Genomic DNA, 16,646 nt, shown 5'->3' with positions numbered 1-16,646 from the left:
CTCCCCGTAGTTTCCAGCGTAAAAACAACGATTCTCTTGATCTTGATGGGAGGGGGCGGGTTGTAACACTGCCCGCATAGGGTTCCGTCGTTTCGATGCTGATCGATCGACGTTGGAGGCCTGCGCGGTGGCGACTCGTGATGTGTTCTCTGATGAGGAGTTGCGGCAGCTTCGGGAGTTCCCGGAGATCGACCGTGCGGAGCTGATCCGATATTTCACGCTGGCTTCGCCGGATGAGATGTTCGTGCGCAAGTTCCGAGGTCAGGGCAATGTTCTGGGCGCCGCGGTTCAGTTGAGCACCCTGGGGTGGCTGGGGTTCGTACCGGATGAGGTGGCCTCGGCTCCGGTGGCGGCGGTGACCCGGTTGTCGGAGCGGCTCGGGATCACGGCGGGGTTGTTGGACGGTTACGGGGTTCGGGAGCAGACCCGGACGGATCATCTGCGGGAGATCGCCCGGTACGCGGGGTGGCGTCCGGCGGATGAGGTGCAGTGGAAGCAGTTGCAGGAGTTCCTGTTCTCCCGGGCGATGGAGCATGACTCGCCGCGGTTGTTGTTCCGGCTGGCGTGTGAGTATCTGGCGTCGGTGCGGGTGATCCGTCCGGGTGTGGTGAACGTGCTCGAGCGGGTGGCCACGGCCCGGGACCGGGCCCTGGCGGAGACGTGGACGCGGGTGGAGCACCTGTTGCAGTCAGAGCAGCGGCGTGCGGAGCTTGACGCGTTGCTGGTGGTGGACCCGTACCGGGGCCGCACTCCGCTGGCCTGGTTGGGGACCGGGCCGACGCAGGCCAGCCCGGCGGCGGTCAAGGGTGAGCTGGAGAAGCTGGCGTATCTGCGGCGGCTGGACGCGCACACCCTGGACTTGTCGGCGCTGCCGGCGGAGCGCCGCCGGTTTCTGGCAGGGGTGGGCCGGCGGTTGACAGGGCAGGCGTTGCAGCGCCGGGAGCCGCAGCGCCGGTATCCGATCCTGTTGACGCTGATCGCGCAGTCCGCCGTGGACGTGCTGGATGAGACGTTGCTGCTGTTCGATCAGGCGGTGTCGGCACGCGAGACGGTGGCCCGGGCGAAGATGAACGAGGCCCTGGCGGAGCGGGCGAAGGGCGGCGAGAACCGGCAGCAACTGCTCGACGACATCCTGACGATCGTGCTGGACCCGGCCGTGGGTGACGACGCGGTGGGTTCGTTGCTGCGCGAGCGGATCGGTTTGGACCGGATGCGCGCGGCATGGGGCGCCCGCCAGCAGCGGCTGCCCCGCGACCACGGCCATTTGAGCATGCTGGACGCCTCGATGCCGTATCTGCGCCAGTTCGCGCCGGACGTCCTCGCGGCGGTGCGGTTCGCCGGCGGGGTCGGCACAGACGAGTTGCTGCGGGCGGTGTCGATCCTGGCCGAGCTGTACGCCACCGGAGCGCGCAAGGTCCCCTCGTCCGCGCCGGTGGGGTTCGTGCCGGCGAAGTGGGCCGGCTACCTCGTGACGGCGGCCGACGCCGGCGACACCACCGCGTATCGACACTACTGGGAGTTGTGCGTGCTGCTCGGGCTGCGCGACGGGCTGCGTTCCGGTGATGTGTTCGTGCCGGGCTCGCGCCGGTATGCCGATCCGGCGTCGTTCCTGCTCACGCCTGAGCAGTGGGAGCCGCAGCGGGCGGAGTTCTGTGCTCTGGTCGGTAAACCGATGGCGGCGGCCGACGCCCTGGCCCTGGCTGACGACGAGTTGCACACCGCCTTGGCGGATGTGGAGGCGCTGCTTTCGGCCGGTGGTGACACCGGGCAGATCCGGCTGACCGGCGACGGAGAGCTGATCATTCCGCAGTTGTCGGCCGAGGACATCCCGGCCGAGGCTGACCTGTTGCGTGACGAGATGACCGGGATGCTGCCGAAGGTGCCGTTCGCGTCGGTGCTGGTCGAAGTCGATGCCCGGACCGGGTTCCTCGATCACCTGGTGCACGCCGGTGGGAAGGTGAGCCGGCCAGCGGAGCTGAAACGCAACCTGATCTACGTCATTGTGGCCGAGGCGACGAACATGGGCTTGACCGCGATGGCACAGTCCTGCGGCGTGCCCTACGACGTGCTCGCGTGGACGGCGGAATGGTACTTCCGGCCGGAAACCCTGGAAGCGGCGAACGCGGCGATCGTCAACTACCACCACCGACTGCCGCTGACGAGCGCGTTCGGGCCGGGCACCCTGTCATCCTCGGACGGGCAGCGGTTCCCGACCAAGGGCAAGTCCATCACGGCGCGGGCGATGTCGCGGTACTTCGCCCGCGGCCAGGGCGTGTCGGTGTACACCCACGTCTCGGATCAGCACTCCACCATCGATACGAAGGTGATCGTGGCGACCGCCCCGGAGGGCCACTACGTCCTCGACGGGCACCTCGGCAACGCCACCGATCTGCCGGTCGTGGAACACGCGACGGATACCCACGGGGCGTCGCTGGCGAATTTTGCGCTGTTCGACCTGGTCGGGCGGCAGCTGTCTCCGCGGATCCGGGACCTGGGAAAGATAACCCTCTACCGCACCGGGGCTAAGGCCGACTTCGTCGCCCGGTACCCGCACGCCGGCCCGCTGCTGACCCGGCGGTTGAACACGGAGCTGATCACCGCGACGTGGGACGACCTGCTGCGGGTCGCCGCGAGCGTGAAGTACGGGCACGCCACCGCCGCGCTGGTGGTGGGCAAGCTGTGCTCGTCCAAGCGGCAGCAGAACGCGCTGACCAGTGCGATCAAGGAGTATGGGGCGTTGCGTCGGACGGTCTACGCCGCCCGGTACCTCGCGGATCCGGCGTATCGGCGCCGGATCGCCCGGCAGCTCAACAAGGGTGAGAACCTGCACGCCCTGCGCCGGGAACTGGCCTACGCCGGCGAAGGAGCGCTGCGCCGCCGGCACCACGAGCAGCAGTCGGAACAGATGTGGTGCCTGACGGTGGCGACCAACGCCATCGTCACCTGGACCAGTGAGTATTACGGTCTCGCGGTGGCCGCTCTGCGCCGCGGTGGGCGGCCGGTCGATGAGGACCTGTTGGCGCACGTGTGGCCCAGCCATCACGCCAACGTCCACTTCTACGGCACCCATTCGGTCGACATCGATGGTGAACTGGCCCAGCTCGACGCCGACGGGTACCGGCCTCTACTGCTGCCGGCGTACTGCGGCGAGCACGGCTGACGCGTTCGTCGTCGTACTGGCACCGACGTACGTGAGGCCCGCCCTGCCGTCTGTGTGGTGGCTAACACGCCGCTACACCATCGTCTGCCGCCACTGCAGGCCCGGGCAGCGGTCTCGATCAGGCGTCGGCCGCCGATCCGGGGGGCGCGGGCGGTGTGTCGGGCCGTACCCATCGGTTTTGCTTGGTCGCTAAACCACCTACCGGAGAACTCGCTTGCTATCGATCAACGACGCGCGTGACTTCCACCGCTGCCGATACCGACTTCGATACAAGCTCTGGGTGCAGGGATACCCGATCTCTGCAAACCTCGTATCCGCCGTCATCGGGTTGTGCGCGGTGACGTTCGTGGTGGGCGTGTCCTGGACCGCAACCATGCCGGCCGGCGCGCCGGACATCAGCCGACGTTTCCGCACACCGGCCCACTGCGAGATTCTGCCTGCGTGTCAGAGCGCGACGTGGCCGCGTTTCTCCGTGTCCGATTCGGTGACGACGAGTTCGTCGGGCCGGGCGGGGTCACCAACGACCGTCATAGTGCCGCCGGTGTGACGAGGCACGTGCTGGTGCCGTGTGCCACGATCCGGTCCTCGTTGTCGCGCACAGTACCCTCCACCGTGACGATCTGGCGGCCGAGATGGATCACTTTGCCCACGGCGACCAGGCGTCGCCCATCAACCGGCACCGTACGCACGAAGTTGACTTTGATCTCGAGAGCGGTGCATGTTAGACCCGCGGCCAAGGCGCTCTGCGCCGCGCAGCCCATGGCCGAGTCCAGCAACGTGGCGTAGAGGCCGCCGTGCAGCGTCCTGTTGTAGTTCGCGAACCGCGGCTCGGCGTCGAGTTCGAAGACCACCGAGCCCTCCTCGATCGAGACGACGCGGATATTGAGCAGATCACCGATGTGCGCCGGCCGGTCCTGCGCATGAACATGGGCGCGCAGCAACTCCACGCCGGATAGGGCCGCTCGATCGCTGCCCTCGTCCCCGTTACCCGTCACGGCTGAAGCTGCCCGGCACGGCCGCGGCGCGGCTTGCCCGACAGGGTCTTCGGCACCTGACCGGGCGGGAGGATCGACGCCTGCCGGGGTGTGACGCCCCGTTCGATCTCGGTGGGATGGATGTTGCGGCCCGACACGACAATCACGTCCTTCTCTCGGCCAGAGATTACCTGCTGGCCGTCCTCGGTTCGGTATCCCAGGCCACCGGTACGAGCGCCGTCCTGATCGTACGACGGGGCATTCTGCGCATTGATACAGGTCTTTGTCACCGCGGTGAGCCGGCTCGCCGAGCCCGCGGTCCGGCCCAGGCCCTCCGGAGCGGCGTCATGCGTAGCGCGGGACGTACTCCTGCCCCGAGATCGCGGCGATCGCCGCGGTGACCGTGTCGGTGGCGGCCCGCCGGGCCCGGGCGTTGCTCGGGTCGGTGCCGTGAACGCTCAGGTCGACCGGCTTTCCGAAGATGACCTTGACCTTCGCTGGGCGTGGCACCGTCCGACCCGGGGGCAGCACTTTTCCGGTTCCCACCATCGCCACGGGGACCACCGCGGCGCCGGAGTTGAGCGCCAGCCAGGCCGCCCCGGTGCGACCGCGGTACAGGCGCCCGTCCAGCGACCGTGTCCCTTCCGGGTAGATGCAGAACACGCCGCCGCTCTCCAGCACCCGCAGGCACGGCTCGAGAGCGGCCACAGCCGCCCGCTGGTTGTTCCGGTCCACCGGGACCTGGCCACTGCTGGACATGAACCAGGAGGTGAACCGGTACAGCGGATGCCGCCCGGTGAAGTACTCGGCCTTGGCCATGAATGTGACCGGCCGTGACATGGCCAGCGGCAAGAACGTGGAATCGACGATCGAGAGGTGATTCGAGGCGAGTAGTACCGGGCCGTTCGCCGGAACGTTCTCCTGCCCGTGCACCTCCAGCCGCACCGCGGCCCGCAGGACTGGCCCCATGGCCGACTTGATGAAGTCATACAACATCGTTCGTCTCCAGATCAGAGCAGCACCACCGTGGGCTCGGCGCGCCGAACGCGGCAATGACTTCCCGGCGGCAGGCCGGCCCGCGGAGACGCCGGGCGGCGAAACGTGCGTTCTCAGGGACAGTGGATGACTGGGCCGGCGTAGGCCAGGCCACCGCCGAAAGCGAACAGCAGGACCGGCCCGCCTGCCGGGATCTGTCCCCGCATGACCATCTTGGACAGGGCGATCGGCACACTGGCTGCCGACGTGTTGCCGGAATCGACCACGTCTCGCGCGATGACCGCGTTGCCGGCACCGATCCGCTTCGCCAAGGGCGCGATGATCCTCAAGTTGGCCTGGTGCAGCACGATGGCGGCCAGCTCGTCGGGGGTGATGCCGGCTCGCTCGCAGACAGTGCGCGCAACCGCGGGAAGCGAGGTTGTCGCCCAGCGGAAGACGCTCTGACCGTCCTGCGCGAATTTTCCGTCGACACCCTTGATACGCACGGCGCTCGACATCCCCGGCACCGAACCCCAGACAACCGGGCCGACCTGCGCCTCCTCCGAGGCGACCAGCACCGCCGCGCCAGCTCCATCGCCGATCAGCACGCACGTGGTGCGGTCGGTCCAGTCAGTGAAGTCGGACAACTTCTCCACGCCGATCACCAGGGCGGTCCTCGCCGCGCACGTGCAGTTCCGGTAGCGCTCGTTCCAGCCATTTCGGCATCCACCAACTGCCCATGCCCAGCAGGTACATGACAGCCGGGACGAGGAGCATACGAACCACTGTGGCATCGAGCAGGACAATGGACCGTTTGCCGGAAGCGTGCGCCGCGCATACGTGGGCTCACGTGGTTGGCGGGGGTGTGGAGAAAGCTAGGTGCATTGGTCAGCGTTACAAAAAATCTTGGCGCAGGTCGGCCCTCAACACGTCTTGGGCTGATGGAGGCGGGGATCAGTCACTGCCATGGTGGGCGTGAGCATCTTTCAGGTCTCGGCTCACTTGTTCTTCGCGCCCTGGCCGTACGGCGAGGAACTGCCCCATCATGCCGCGGTCTTCGTGGAACAGCACGTGGCAGTGGAACATGTACGGGAACCGCTCGCTGGCGTGTTTTGGAGCGTGGACTGCGATCCGCGTTCGCCCGCCGGGCCGAAGGAACACGGTGTCCTTGGGGCCGCTGTCCCAGGGCTGCGGTGGCCTGCCGTCGACATCCATGACTGTGATCGCGGTGCCGTGCAGGTGAAGGCTGTGAGGCATCTCGTCGGTGGTCACGTTCCATATCTCGGTGGTGCCGGCGGTCAGCACCTCGTCGACCCGGGACATGTTCATGGTCTTGTTGTTGATGTAGGACTGCCCGGCGAGATGCATCGTCCTGGTACGCGCGCCGGCCGGCGGGTCGGGCAGGGACGAGCCGGCCAGTCGAGCGGGCACCGCCGGGCTGGGTTCCAACCGGTCGCCGGCCGCGATGCGCAGCAGGTCGAGGGTGTCATCGCCGCCGGCGATCCGATTGCCGGGGAAGGGGGTGCCGAGGTCGAAGGGGAAGCTGCGCAGTACGACTGAGTCTTCCGGCTTGACGTCGACCACGATCTCCACCCGTTCTCCGGGCGATACCGGCAGACGAGTCCTCGGTGCCGGCTTCTCCAGCAGGCCGTTGTCCACGCCGATCAGGTCGAACCGGCGGCCGTCGGCGAATCCGAGGTGGTACGTCCGGCCGTTGGAGCCGTTGAGTACCCGCATCCGCACTTTCGTCGTGGTGGCGGCGAACATCGGCTGGTACGTGCCGTTGACGAAGATCTTGTCGCCGACTAGACCGACTGGGCCGCCGGCGAGCACCTTGCCGGTCAGGATCGGCGGGCCCTGCAACTCGCCGTCGTCATTCATCCGCTTGTCCTGCAATATCAGCGGGATGTCGTCGACGCCGTACCTTTGGGGAAGCGTCAGCCGTTCCGATTCCTCGTCGTCCAGTAGCCACATTCCCGCCAGCCCACGGTAGACGTGCTTCTCGGTCCGGCCGTCGAGGTGCGGGTGATACCAGAGTGTCGACGCAGGCTGATCAATCTCCCACGACGGTGACCACGTCTTTCCGGGCTGGACCGTCTGATGAGGGCCGCCATCCATCTCTGGTGGCAGGTGCATGCCGTGCCAGTGCAGCGTCGTAGTTTCGGGCAAGGCATTGGTGACGTCGACGGCGACCTTGTCGCCGCGCTTTGCGCGCAGGGTGGGACCAAGGTGGCTGCCGTTGATTCCCCAGGTGTCGGTCTTCTCGCCGGGCAGCAGCTCGGTGCGGCCGGTCCGCATCTCGAGCCTGAATCGCTTGGTGCCGTCAGCCTCGGCGGTCGGCATGAGTAATGGCGGGATAGCGAGAGGGCGGGTGTAGTCAGCGCCATCCGTCTTGGCGATCTCGGCGTCGGAATAGGCCATGAAGAGTGCGGCGCCGGATCCCAGGACGGTCACCGCAACCACGCCTGCGATCACAGTCAGGACGGGGCGGCGGCGTAACATCGAGCTTCGCAACAACGTTTCCTTCCGGTTGTTGAGACGCCAATCCGATCGGTGGCGAGGCGGATGAAACGCAGGCGACCTGGTCAGGTTGTGTGATCGGGGCGGAAGCGCCGGTCCATGTGAAACGAGATGCGTTCCATGAGAGGGCTGCGTTTGGTGTTGTGGAAGGCGACGCACTCCCAGCCATCGGGACCGCGATGGAAGGTGAAGGACTGCACTTTTCCGCGCCCCGCGCGGGGCGGGCGCTTGGCGGCGTCACCGGTGGTGAGGACGGTGGCGGTGTCCGGGCCGTGGAACCGCACGTCGAGCACGGTCAGGAACGTCGTGGTGCCCTTGGCGAACTTCGTGAACAGAGCCTCGTGGCTGCGCTCGATGTCGGCCCGGCCGACATAGACGGTGCCGACGAAGATCACGTACACCGCGTCGGCACTGAAGCATCGGGCGTACGCAGCGGCGTCACCGCGGTCCCAGGTGTCTTTGAGCTGTGCCAGGACATACTTGATGGCGTTCCAGTCGTCGGCGCGGTCAGTCGGAACTCGACCACCGAGTAGCTGCACTGGTAAAGTATCTGCATGCATGCAGATACTTTAGGTGAGCCGGGGGCGCCGCGCAACACGCCCGAGTCGATCTACCGCGAGTACCTGGCAGCGCTCGTGCTGTTCCACCAGTCAGCCGCGCAGGCGGTGGGGCTCGGCCCGACCGACTACCAGGCCCTCAATCTGCTGGAACTACGTGGCCCGCAGACCCCGGGCGCCCTGGCGACGGGCCTCGGCCTGACCACCGGCGCGACGACACGGTTGGTGGACCGCCTGGTGTCAGCCGGCTACGTGGAGCGCACCATGAACACCAGTGACCGCCGCAAGATCACCGTCGCTGCGGTCGCCACCCCACCCGCCCTTACCGGGCTGCTCGCGGGAGTGCGTGCCAGCATCGGCGCCTACGTCAGCGGTCTCGACCGGAATCAGCAGGCAGTGCTGCAGGGTTACTGGCAGGCCGCTACGACCGGATACGCCGATGCGGTGGCCGATCTGGCCGCCCGGCGGCACTGACGAGGCGAGAGAACATGCCCAACCCGTCGGTCCTGTTAGAACCGCAACCGGCCGCCGCCGCGCGGCTACTCAATTTGGCGCCTTGCAGACGACCGAACCCGGGGGTATTGGTAAGAGCCACGACACCCGGGCCAAAGATGATCTAGACCTCCCATGAGTACACGGCCCAAAACCAACGACAACGCCGGTCAGGGCCGCTGTGGAGTGCGGCATCAACCGACTCAAACGCCACCGCGCGGTCGCTACCAGGTTCGAGAAGCTGGCCGTGCGCTACGCGGCAACCGTGACCATCGCCGCGACCAACGAGTGGCTATGACTTCGATACACGCCCTAAGGCCGACCCCTGCCGGCCGTGCGTGCAGCGCCCGTCAGGGGGTGCTGGCTCGGCACCGGGGCAGGCGTCGCCGCTGCCGGAGATTCTTCTTGCCCGGTCGGGTGATAGCTGTTTCATAGGTGGTCACCTGTGAAACGGCCCACCGGACGCCGATCGCGAAGGACATCCTCTGTTTCATAGGTTGTTGCAACCGGCATATCCTCTGAAACGCACATATGAAACACTCGGCGGATGAACGATGACGATTTCCGGCGCGTGGAAGCACACGACTGCCCGATGTCCGCCTGCGCCGCCCCCGCCGGGTCACCGTGCCGCACCGGCAAAGGCAAAGTGGCCGTGCAGTACCACACCGCCCGCTTCCGGCTCGTTCCCCAACTCGCCAAAACCCTCAGCGCGCCGACCCCCGCCGTCCGTAAACCAGGGTCGGTGTGGATCGAGCTGCCTCGCCCCGCCAGCCGCGGCGCCGAGCCGGCCGGGCACGCCCGGATCGGCTACGCCCGAGCCTCTACAGTCCGGCAATCCCTGGACACCCAACTTGACTCCCTGAAGTCCGCCGGCGTCACCCGCGTCTTCTCCGAGAAAATCTCCACCCGCGCCACCACGCGGCCCGAACTCGACAAGGCGATCACCCTCGCCCGGGAGATGCGGGCCTCCGGCGTCGCCGTCACCCTCGTCGTCCACGAGCACAAGCGCCTGGGCCGCGGCCTGGAGCTGGCCGCGTTGGCCGAACAGCTGAAAGCATCCGACATCGGCCTGCAGTTCCTGACCGGCGAGCTTCAAGGCTCACATGATCCGGCCGGGGTGGTCTTCACCGTCCTGGCCGCCCTGTCCGGGATGGAGCGCGAGTACATCCGCGACCGCACCCTGGAAGGCCACGAGTCCGCCCGCAGCCGGGGCAAGAGCATCGGCGGAGCCGGCGTCACCGACGATCACATGCTGTCCATGGCACTGCACCTACGCGGCCAGGAGCTGAGCCTGCGCGACATCGCCGCACGGCTCGTCATCACCAAGGGAAAGAAGAAAGGACAACACCCGTCTCCCGCGACGGTCCTGCGCCTGCTGCGCGAACACGACGAAGCGAGCGCCCCAGTGGCGGACGGTTCCGACATCATCCGTCCCCGGCCGGCCCGAGTGCTTCAGGCCACCGACGAAGCTCAGCGCGACCGGGTCCAGGCGTCCCCGCATTCACGCTGAGCTCGGCAATCGTTGTTTTTGCGCTGGAAACTACGGGGAGGCCCCTAGGCTCACGGAAATTCCGGTGCCACGTTTTGGTGAGCTACGGTGATCTAAAACAGTCAGCGCTGAAGCCAATCTGGCCAATCCCGCGGGGCTCCAGCACTCGGCTCCGGAACTGTTGATCAAGCCAGGCTTAACCCTCGTCCTGCCGGCCCCAGCGCGAGCGGCTCGATGGCCACCTCGTCGAGCGGATCGTCCAGGAACGTCCCCAGGAACCGCACCGTGGTCAACTGCAGCGCGAACCCCAACCGGTTGGCCGCCCCACGCCGGCCCCCGGACCAGCGTCAGATCGACGTCGTCCAGCAGGAAGAACCGTTCCAGATCCTCAAGTACGGGCACTTAGGGGAACGAGTTGTCAGGATGATCGGCTCAGGACGAACGTCGCCGAGATCCCACCCTGTCAGTCCTGTTCGGCGGGATCGCTCTGGTCGGGATCGCGCAGCGGGCGCCAGGTGCCCCCCAGGTCGGGCAGCCGGAACGAATAGTGGCCGTGAACGTTGATGTGCCGTCGTGTGTACGCCGACAGCCGGGCCACATCGTCATAGAGGACCGGGTAACCCTGTCCGCGCAGGTCGGTCAAAGCCCGGTCCAGGTAGGCGGTGTTCCACAGCGTCACGCAGTTCAGGACGAGGCCGAGCGCGCCGAGCTGGTTCTCCTGGCCGTCGCGGTAGGCGCGGTGCAGTTCGCCTTTGCGGCCGTGGAACAGGTGCCGGGCGAGGTCGTGGCGGCCCTCGTTGAGGTTGCGCATTCCCTTCATCTCGCGGCGGTAGGCGGGGTCGTCGACGAGGGTGAGTACGTGCCGGGTCTTGAAGATCCGCCCGTACATGCCGAACGCCTCGCCGAGCTGGGTGGGCCGGCCGTCGCGTTGCAGCATCCGGATCACGTCGTGTGCCGACACGGTGCGGGTGTGGATCGAGCAGATCACGCGCAGGATGTCCGGCCAGTGCCGGGTGATCTTCTCCAGGTCGATCTGCCCGCGGGCGGCCCTGTTCAGCAAGGCGTAGTCGGCGCCCCGGTTGATGCGCCACAGTTTCGTGTCCGGCAGGTCGGCCAGCACCGGACGGTAGTCGAACCCGAGCAGCGTGACGATGGCGAACACGATGTCGGAGTTTATGTGGACAAGTCAAGGGCGCGAGGAGGGTCCCACCGGGAGCGCTCGCCCCCCGCTCCGCTCTCGTTCTCGATCACGCTTCATTACGGCAGCAAAGATGGACGGCGAGCCCGAGGAGTGCACGGATCTTGCCGTTGCGCGGATCCCCCGAGGCCCTTCTCGGGTGCCGTACGGTGACGCCGGAGTTCATCGGCCTGAGAGGTGAGCGGTGGCGTGGTTGGAGCGTTTCGAACCGTTAGCAGCGGCGGCTGGGCCGTTCGATCGGTGGCTGACGCCTCGGCGCGAGATGTCGTGGCAGCCCAGTGCGGTTCCGATTGACGGGCCGGTGGCGAAACTCGGTGGGCAGCCCTCCTGGGTCGAGGAGCCGTTCTGGCCGGTGTCGCGGAGTTCCGGGGAGCCGATGACGTTCATCGGGCAGTTTCCCTTGCCCGGATCGGGTATCGCGATGGCATACCTGTTCGTCAGCGACGAGGACGGCACCTTCGATCTGGAAGGAGGGGAGAACGCGTTGCTGATTCAGCCGGGTGGGCATGTGCCGTCGTTCGTGAGAGCCTGTTCCTGAACCTCTGATCATGCCCTGACCAGCATCTTTGGCCTGAAATGGCTGCTCGTCGTGTTGACGGGGTGATCGGTGTGCGGTTCTACCCTTGGCGGAATGAGTGGCGGGCGTCTACTTCCGGTGGCGAAGGGCTCGGGGCGCAAGCCCGAGCCGGGGCCGCGGCGGTGTAGCGGTTGTGACGGCGTGCTGCCGAAGGACGCGAGCAGGGCTCGGGTGTTCTGCTCGGATGCGTGCCGGGCCCGGCAGTGGCGGCAGCTGCGGCGTACGCGTGCCCGGGCGGCGCTGGTGGTGAATGCGGCAGCGCCGCGTCGTGCGTGCCCGGTGTGCGGCACGAGCTGGGTGGTCGGGCTGTCCAGCCGGCCGGGGATGATCTACTGCTCGAACAAGTGCCGTACCCGGGCCTGGCGGGCACGAAGGGCGACAGGGTGACCGTTGTCGGTGCTGTCCCCCGATGTGGGGACCGGTGACGCAACGGGCGAACGCTGTCGGGGGACTGTGACCAAGGTGCCTGCAAATACACGCTGGTAGTGAGGTTGCCGGGGTTGTCCGCGACGGCTTACGCCGCGCCCCGCAGCGTCGGGTGGTGATGGCAATGGAGATGCCCGCGTATGTCGGCAAGGTGACCAACCAGGAGTACCAGCAGATCGTCGGCGAAGCCCGCGAGCTGGTCAAACAGAACGCGCACTGTCAGTTCCGTATGGGAGATCTCGCCTTACGGATTGAGCCCATGGGCCCGCACGGCGGCCCGCACCCGGAACTGCCGGACGAGGCCATGGGAGTGGCCGAGTCCCTCGCCTGGTTCGCCGACGACATCGGGGTCACCCCGCGGTCGGTGGAGGTCTGGCGCTGGGTCGCCTCCCGCTGGCCCGACGAGCACCGCCAGCTCGAGCTCGCCTCGTTCACCGTGCACCGCACCCTCGCCCACATCACCGATGACCAGCAGCGCTGGAAGACGATCACCGACATCCCCTGCAACGAGCGAACCGGGGAACACCGGTGGACCGCCGACGCGGCCAAGCGGATCGTGGGCTGGGGATCGATCTCCGCGCCGCACACGCCGGCGGAGAAGGTCAACGCGATCATCGGGCTGGCCCGCGACGACGAGGTCGCCGCGGCGGTCACCGCGCAGCTGCTGACCCGTCCGCAGGTGACCGCCGCGGCCCTGGCCGACGAGCAGACCCGGCACGTGGTCATCCACGACCTGGGCCGCGATGCCGAGGTGGCCGCGGAGGTGACGGCCACTTTGCTGCGCCAGCCCCAGGTCGCCGCGAAGGCGATGGACGACACGGCAGCCCGCCGGGCGGTCAACACCGCCCAGTCGGACCGGGCACGCGAGCAGAGTGAGCAGGTCCGGCAGTCGAGCATCCCGCTGCAACGCGTCACGCACTCGATGGAGTACCTGGACCTGGTCGGGTTGCTGCACCAGATCGTGGCTACCGCGAGCAGGGTCGTGCCGGCGATGCGCGGGCACGAGTACACGCCCGAAGAGGTCGACACGGTGCGCCGCGGTATCGGCCGGGCACGGGCCGCGCTCGACTGGATGGAAACAGCGATCGACACCGGCCGCGTCGACCTCGACGACAGTCTGGCCCGCCTTTTGCGGGGCGAGTAGTCGTGGGCCGCCCGCCGCTGCCCGGTCATGTGACCGGGGGCCTGGTCGACGCCGCCCTGATCGAGGTCTACCCGGCCGGGCTGTTGCTACCCCAGCTCGTGGTCGCCACCGAGCTGTCCCCGGCGCAGGTCCGTGCCGGGCTGACCCGGGTGATGACCGAGCACGCTCTCGGCCGAGGGCTGGTCAAGCTCTACACCCGCCGCGACGGCCACCAGTACTCCAAGGACATCGCCCGGATCCTCGCGTTCGAGCGGCAGTTCTTCCGCACCGAGAGCCACAGGTTCGCCCGGTTCGCTACCGGCGTCCTGCTGCCGCACCAGGCACTGCACCCCGACGATCCCTACATCACCAACGTGATCACCGTGCTCAGCGGCTACCAGAGCCAGCTCGCGCTGCTGGCAGCCGGCTGACCTCGCGCCCGGCCCACGACCACAACGACATACGGGCCAGGCGCAGCGCAAGGAGCAGGGTTCTCCGCCGGCGAATGCCACTACCCCGCCGGAGGAGGACCCGCCAGCATGGGCAACCCGCCACGGCGGCGCGCCGGCTACCCCACCGACCTGACCGACGCGCAATGGCAGCTGATCGAACCGCTGCTCCCGGCACCGGCCTGCACCCGGCCCAGCGGCGGCCGGCCCGAGACCAACGACCGGCGCGACGTCATCAACGCGATCTTCTACGTGGTCGACAACGGGATCAAATGGAGAGCCATGCCATCGGAGTATCCGCCCTGGTCCAGCGTCTACAAGCACTTCGCGCGGTGGGCCGAGGACGGCACCGTGCTGCATATCTGCAACGAGCTCGCCCGCATGATCCGGCTGTCCGCCGGTCGCTGCCCGCGGCCGGTCACCGGCATCATCGACTCTCAGTCGGTGAAGGCCGCCGAGACCGTCGGCAAAGCCAGCCGCGGCTATGACGCCGGGAAAAAGATCAACGGCCGGAAGCGTCACGTCCTGGTCGACATGTTCGGCCTGCCGATCGCGGTGCTGGTCACCCCGGCCGACATCCGCGACGGCGACGCCGCCCAGGTTCTGCTCGTCGACTGCCGCCAGGACAACCCGCAACTGGCGATGATCTGGGGCGACAGCGCCTACGGCGGCAACCTCATCGAATGGGCCGAGGACGAACTCAGGATCACCGTCAAGACCGTCAGGCCCCTACCCGACCAGGTCGGATTCAAGGTCCACCCGAGACGCTGGCGGGTCGAGCGGTCACTTTCCTGGATCACCCAGCGCCGGCGCAACGCCCGCGACTACGAACGCCGCGCCGACTACTCCGCCGCGCACATCCTTTGGGCCTTCGTTCTGGTCATGACCCGACGCCTTACCCGCAAACGCCCTACCCCGCGACGGGCGCGCTGATCAACCTGCCGTCCGAGAGGGGCAGCAGGGTGGGGCGTGGGCCCAGAGAGCTTCCGAGGAGGCCGCCGAGGACCGCGCCGAGTGGGCGGGCTCCGTAGTTGAGGGTGCCGAAGACGCCGGACACCCGGCTACGACGTCCATGCCTTGACAAACCGCCAAGTGTTATCGATAGTCGATGTATCGACTATCGATAATCCGAAGGGTGTTGTCATCATGCGAACGTCCTTGCGTCGACCCGACTGGCTGGATGAGCTTCACGGGCTGCTCGCGATCGGGCTAGCGTTGACCGGCATCGCGGGGGCTGTGACCACGGCCAGGATCCTCTTGGGCAGGCCTTTCGACGTGGAGGTGAGCAGCAAGGGCTTCCTACGTTCCGATGCGCTGCTCAACGTGCCACCGGGAGTCAGCATCAACTCTGAGCTCCGCCTGCAAGTGGAGCAGCCGACCGGCGCGCAGCGAGGTTGGGAGCTACTGACGACGCTCCCGAATCTCCTGCTGTTGCTCCTCGTGCTGTTCCTGCTCTGGCGACTGGTCGGTCGGGCACGGCATGGCGACCCGTTCACCGGGAACATCGTCAGCCGATTTCGTGCACTCGGCCTGCTATCTGTCATCGGCGGTCCGACGGTGTGGGTGCTTGAGTCCGTCGGCGGGTTCGCGCTCAGTCTCACGCTCAGGCCCATTGAGACCTATGCGCTGCTGGACTTCGCGATCCCTGGAACATGGCTGCTTTGGGGCTTCGGCATGTTCGCGATCGGCGAGATCGTGCGCCGGGGCCAATCGCTTCGTGCGGAACTCGACGGAGTGGTCTGATGCCACCGGAGGGCGAGCATCGCGTAGAGGTCCACATCGACAAGCTCCTCACTGCCCGTGGCCTCACACTGACCGAACTTGCCGACCGTGTCGGCATCACCCTCGCCAACCTTTCCGCACTCAAGAACGGACGCGTTAGGGCCGTGCGTTTCAGTACTCTCACGGCACTGTGCGACGCGCTGCAGTGCCAACCCGGCGATCTGTTCACCGTCCGCCGGCCATCGCAGGTCCAAGCGCCGACGTAACGCTCACAGAACTCGATCTTCCACCCTGGCCAAACTCATAGAGGCCCTGGTGGCACCTCGGGTGCCACCTTCAGCGGGCGGTGCCAGTTCGGTGCCACCTCAACCCGAACCGTGCCAACTCGCGCCGGACGGGACAGCCAGACTCGCGTTCGTGTCCGCATCACGGTGACGCTAGAACGAACGTCCTCTGGTCCAACATCAATCGATCAGCGCTCTGAGCTGCGGAAAGAGGATCAGGAACAGGCTCTGAGTGGCGAGATCCGGCGCACGGGTCCGACGCTGTGGCGGCGAGGCGCAGACTGGTTCGAACGGCAGCCGGTGGAGTTACGTCTCGACCTGATCACGCCGGACAAGGCGGCAGTTGCGGCATTCGAACGGCTGGTCGTCCACCGCGACGCGGCGTTGAACGGTATGCCGATAGGCGAAGACACCGATCTCCCGGATGCGGAGTGCCGCAGCTACGTCGGCGGCGAGCCCTTGTTCTGGCAGCCCTGGACACCTCCCGGAGTCGATGCCTCCTGGCGGTTCTTCTTCCAGATAGACGGTGCCGAGGGCTGTGGTGAGGACGCCTTCGCACTCAACTTCGGCGGGGGAACCGGGTACGCGTTCCTCAGCCAGGATCAGCGGGAGGGTCGGTTCTGCTGGGACTGCGTCTGACCGTCGCTCATGCCGTCGGTAGCGCACACCGATCAACGATGGACCGTAGCGCTCCGTGGTC

Annotated in this window: 16 protein-coding genes and 2 pseudogenes; 10 read left to right on the top strand and 8 right to left on the bottom strand. The window is 67.2% G+C overall.

Annotated features, from left to right (window positions below; genetic code table 11):
* Nucleotides 1-127: 127 nt before the first annotated feature.
* On the top strand, nucleotides 128-3,160 hold the full coding sequence (locus tag Aut01nite_RS37500) for a Tn3 family transposase (RefSeq protein WP_043526786.1): 3,033 nt from the start codon (nucleotides 128-130) through the stop codon (nucleotides 3,158-3,160).
* A 527-nt stretch (nucleotides 3,161-3,687) separates the two neighbouring features.
* Here the strand turns inward: Aut01nite_RS37500 and Aut01nite_RS37495 are convergent.
* The 6 genes and pseudogenes from Aut01nite_RS37495 to Aut01nite_RS37470 all read right to left on the bottom strand — a co-directional run bounded on the left by Aut01nite_RS37495 (nucleotide 3,688) and on the right by Aut01nite_RS37470 (nucleotide 8,189).
* A complete protein-coding gene (locus tag Aut01nite_RS37495) occupies nucleotides 3,688-4,107 on the bottom strand; it encodes a PaaI family thioesterase (RefSeq protein WP_201775538.1) in 420 nt (139 codons plus the stop codon).
* A gap of 44 nt (nucleotides 4,108-4,151) precedes the next feature.
* Entirely contained in the window at nucleotides 4,152-4,424 is a 273-nt protein-coding gene (locus tag Aut01nite_RS37490; RefSeq protein ID WP_152628796.1) for a hypothetical protein, read from the bottom strand.
* A gap of 55 nt (nucleotides 4,425-4,479) precedes the next feature.
* Nucleotides 4,480-5,130 (bottom strand): lysophospholipid acyltransferase family protein, encoded by a 651-nt coding sequence (locus Aut01nite_RS37485; protein WP_043526790.1) that lies wholly within the window; start codon nucleotides 5,128-5,130, stop codon nucleotides 4,480-4,482.
* 113 nt (nucleotides 5,131-5,243) lie between these two features.
* Nucleotides 5,244-5,792: pseudogene (locus tag Aut01nite_RS37480) on the bottom strand (3-oxoacyl-[acyl-carrier-protein] synthase III C-terminal domain-containing protein); the annotation flags it as partial.
* A gap of 271 nt (nucleotides 5,793-6,063) precedes the next feature.
* Complete coding sequence (locus Aut01nite_RS37475) at nucleotides 6,064-7,572, bottom strand: multicopper oxidase family protein (protein WP_201775539.1); 1,509 nt, start codon at nucleotides 7,570-7,572, stop codon at nucleotides 6,064-6,066.
* Nucleotides 7,573-7,694: 122 nt separating this feature from the next.
* Complete coding sequence (locus Aut01nite_RS37470; RefSeq protein ID WP_063958796.1) at nucleotides 7,695-8,189, bottom strand: SgcJ/EcaC family oxidoreductase; 495 nt, start codon at nucleotides 8,187-8,189, stop codon at nucleotides 7,695-7,697.
* Here Aut01nite_RS37470 and Aut01nite_RS37465 point away from each other — a divergent pair.
* The gene (locus tag Aut01nite_RS37465; RefSeq protein ID WP_052163917.1) at nucleotides 8,184-8,660 is read left to right on the top strand and encodes a MarR family winged helix-turn-helix transcriptional regulator; all 477 of its coding nucleotides are present in this window, start codon (nucleotides 8,184-8,186) and stop codon (nucleotides 8,658-8,660) included. The two genes, Aut01nite_RS37470 and Aut01nite_RS37465, sit on opposite strands and share 6 nt — an antisense overlap.
* A 565-nt stretch (nucleotides 8,661-9,225) precedes the next feature.
* Nucleotides 9,226-10,188 carry a recombinase family protein gene (locus Aut01nite_RS37455; RefSeq protein ID WP_043526796.1) on the top strand — a complete coding sequence of 321 codons (963 nt, stop codon included), beginning with the start codon at nucleotides 9,226-9,228 and terminating at the stop codon, nucleotides 10,186-10,188.
* Between the two features lie 230 nt (nucleotides 10,189-10,418).
* On the opposite strand, the pseudogene Aut01nite_RS44995 reads toward Aut01nite_RS37455, so the two are convergent.
* A pseudogene (locus Aut01nite_RS44995) lies at nucleotides 10,419-10,557 on the bottom strand (DUF4158 domain-containing protein); the annotation flags it as partial.
* Nucleotides 10,558-10,630: 73 nt separating this feature from the next.
* Nucleotides 10,631-11,329 (bottom strand): Tn3 family transposase, encoded by a 699-nt coding sequence (locus tag Aut01nite_RS37445; protein ID WP_043526798.1) that lies wholly within the window; start codon nucleotides 11,327-11,329, stop codon nucleotides 10,631-10,633.
* A 220-nt stretch (nucleotides 11,330-11,549) separates the two neighbouring features.
* Between Aut01nite_RS37445 and Aut01nite_RS37440 the strand changes: the two genes are divergently transcribed.
* The 7 genes from Aut01nite_RS37440 to Aut01nite_RS37410 all read left to right on the top strand — a co-directional run bounded on the left by Aut01nite_RS37440 (nucleotide 11,550) and on the right by Aut01nite_RS37410 (nucleotide 16,585).
* Complete coding sequence (locus Aut01nite_RS37440; protein ID WP_236642778.1) at nucleotides 11,550-11,903, top strand: hypothetical protein; 354 nt, start codon at nucleotides 11,550-11,552, stop codon at nucleotides 11,901-11,903.
* Between the two features lie 589 nt (nucleotides 11,904-12,492).
* On the top strand, nucleotides 12,493-13,512 hold the full coding sequence (locus tag Aut01nite_RS37435; RefSeq protein ID WP_043526799.1) for a DUF6192 family protein: 1,020 nt from the start codon (nucleotides 12,493-12,495) through the stop codon (nucleotides 13,510-13,512).
* Between the two features lie 2 nt (nucleotides 13,513-13,514).
* A complete protein-coding gene (locus Aut01nite_RS37430; protein WP_052163918.1) occupies nucleotides 13,515-13,922 on the top strand; it encodes a hypothetical protein in 408 nt (135 codons plus the stop codon).
* Between the two features lie 108 nt (nucleotides 13,923-14,030).
* Entirely contained in the window at nucleotides 14,031-14,873 is an 843-nt protein-coding gene (locus tag Aut01nite_RS37425; RefSeq protein ID WP_043526801.1) for an IS5 family transposase, read from the top strand.
* A gap of 213 nt (nucleotides 14,874-15,086) precedes the next feature.
* Nucleotides 15,087-15,683, top strand: coding sequence for a DUF2975 domain-containing protein (locus Aut01nite_RS37420; RefSeq protein WP_043526803.1), 597 nt, complete (start codon nucleotides 15,087-15,089; stop codon nucleotides 15,681-15,683).
* On the top strand, nucleotides 15,593-15,928 hold the full coding sequence (locus tag Aut01nite_RS37415; RefSeq protein WP_083999235.1) for a helix-turn-helix domain-containing protein: 336 nt from the start codon (nucleotides 15,593-15,595) through the stop codon (nucleotides 15,926-15,928). Before Aut01nite_RS37420 ends, Aut01nite_RS37415 begins: the two co-directional genes overlap by 91 nt.
* Nucleotides 15,929-16,246: 318 nt before the next feature.
* Complete coding sequence (locus tag Aut01nite_RS37410) at nucleotides 16,247-16,585, top strand: hypothetical protein (protein ID WP_201775540.1); 339 nt, start codon at nucleotides 16,247-16,249, stop codon at nucleotides 16,583-16,585.
* Nucleotides 16,586-16,646: the final 61 nt, after the last annotated feature.

Source organism: Actinoplanes utahensis (assembly GCF_016862455.1).
GTDB lineage: Bacteria > Actinomycetota > Actinomycetes > Mycobacteriales > Micromonosporaceae > Actinoplanes > Actinoplanes utahensis.
The sequence above is the reverse complement of the archived record's forward strand: the minus strand, read 5'-3'. Positions and strand labels throughout refer to the sequence as shown.

Bases quoted from the DNA above. Each gene is read 5' to 3' on its own strand.
- Aut01nite_RS37485 (WP_043526790.1), bottom strand. From the start codon at position 5,130: ATGTTGTATGACTTCATCAAGTCGGCCATGGGGCCAGTCCTGCGGGCC.
- Aut01nite_RS37465 (WP_052163917.1), top strand. From the start codon at position 8,184: ATGCATGCAGATACTTTAGGTGAGCCGGGGGCGCCGCGCAACACGCCC.
- Aut01nite_RS37470 (WP_063958796.1), bottom strand. From the start codon at position 8,189: ATGCATGCAGATACTTTACCAGTGCAGCTACTCGGTGGTCGAGTTCCG.
- Aut01nite_RS37455 (WP_043526796.1), top strand. From the start codon at position 9,226: ATGAACGATGACGATTTCCGGCGCGTGGAAGCACACGACTGCCCGATG.
- Aut01nite_RS37435 (WP_043526799.1), top strand. From the start codon at position 12,493: ATGGAGATGCCCGCGTATGTCGGCAAGGTGACCAACCAGGAGTACCAG.
- Aut01nite_RS37425 (WP_043526801.1), top strand. From the start codon at position 14,031: ATGGGCAACCCGCCACGGCGGCGCGCCGGCTACCCCACCGACCTGACC.
- Aut01nite_RS37420 (WP_043526803.1), top strand. From the start codon at position 15,087: ATGCGAACGTCCTTGCGTCGACCCGACTGGCTGGATGAGCTTCACGGG.
- Aut01nite_RS37415 (WP_083999235.1), top strand. From the start codon at position 15,593: ATGGCTGCTTTGGGGCTTCGGCATGTTCGCGATCGGCGAGATCGTGCG.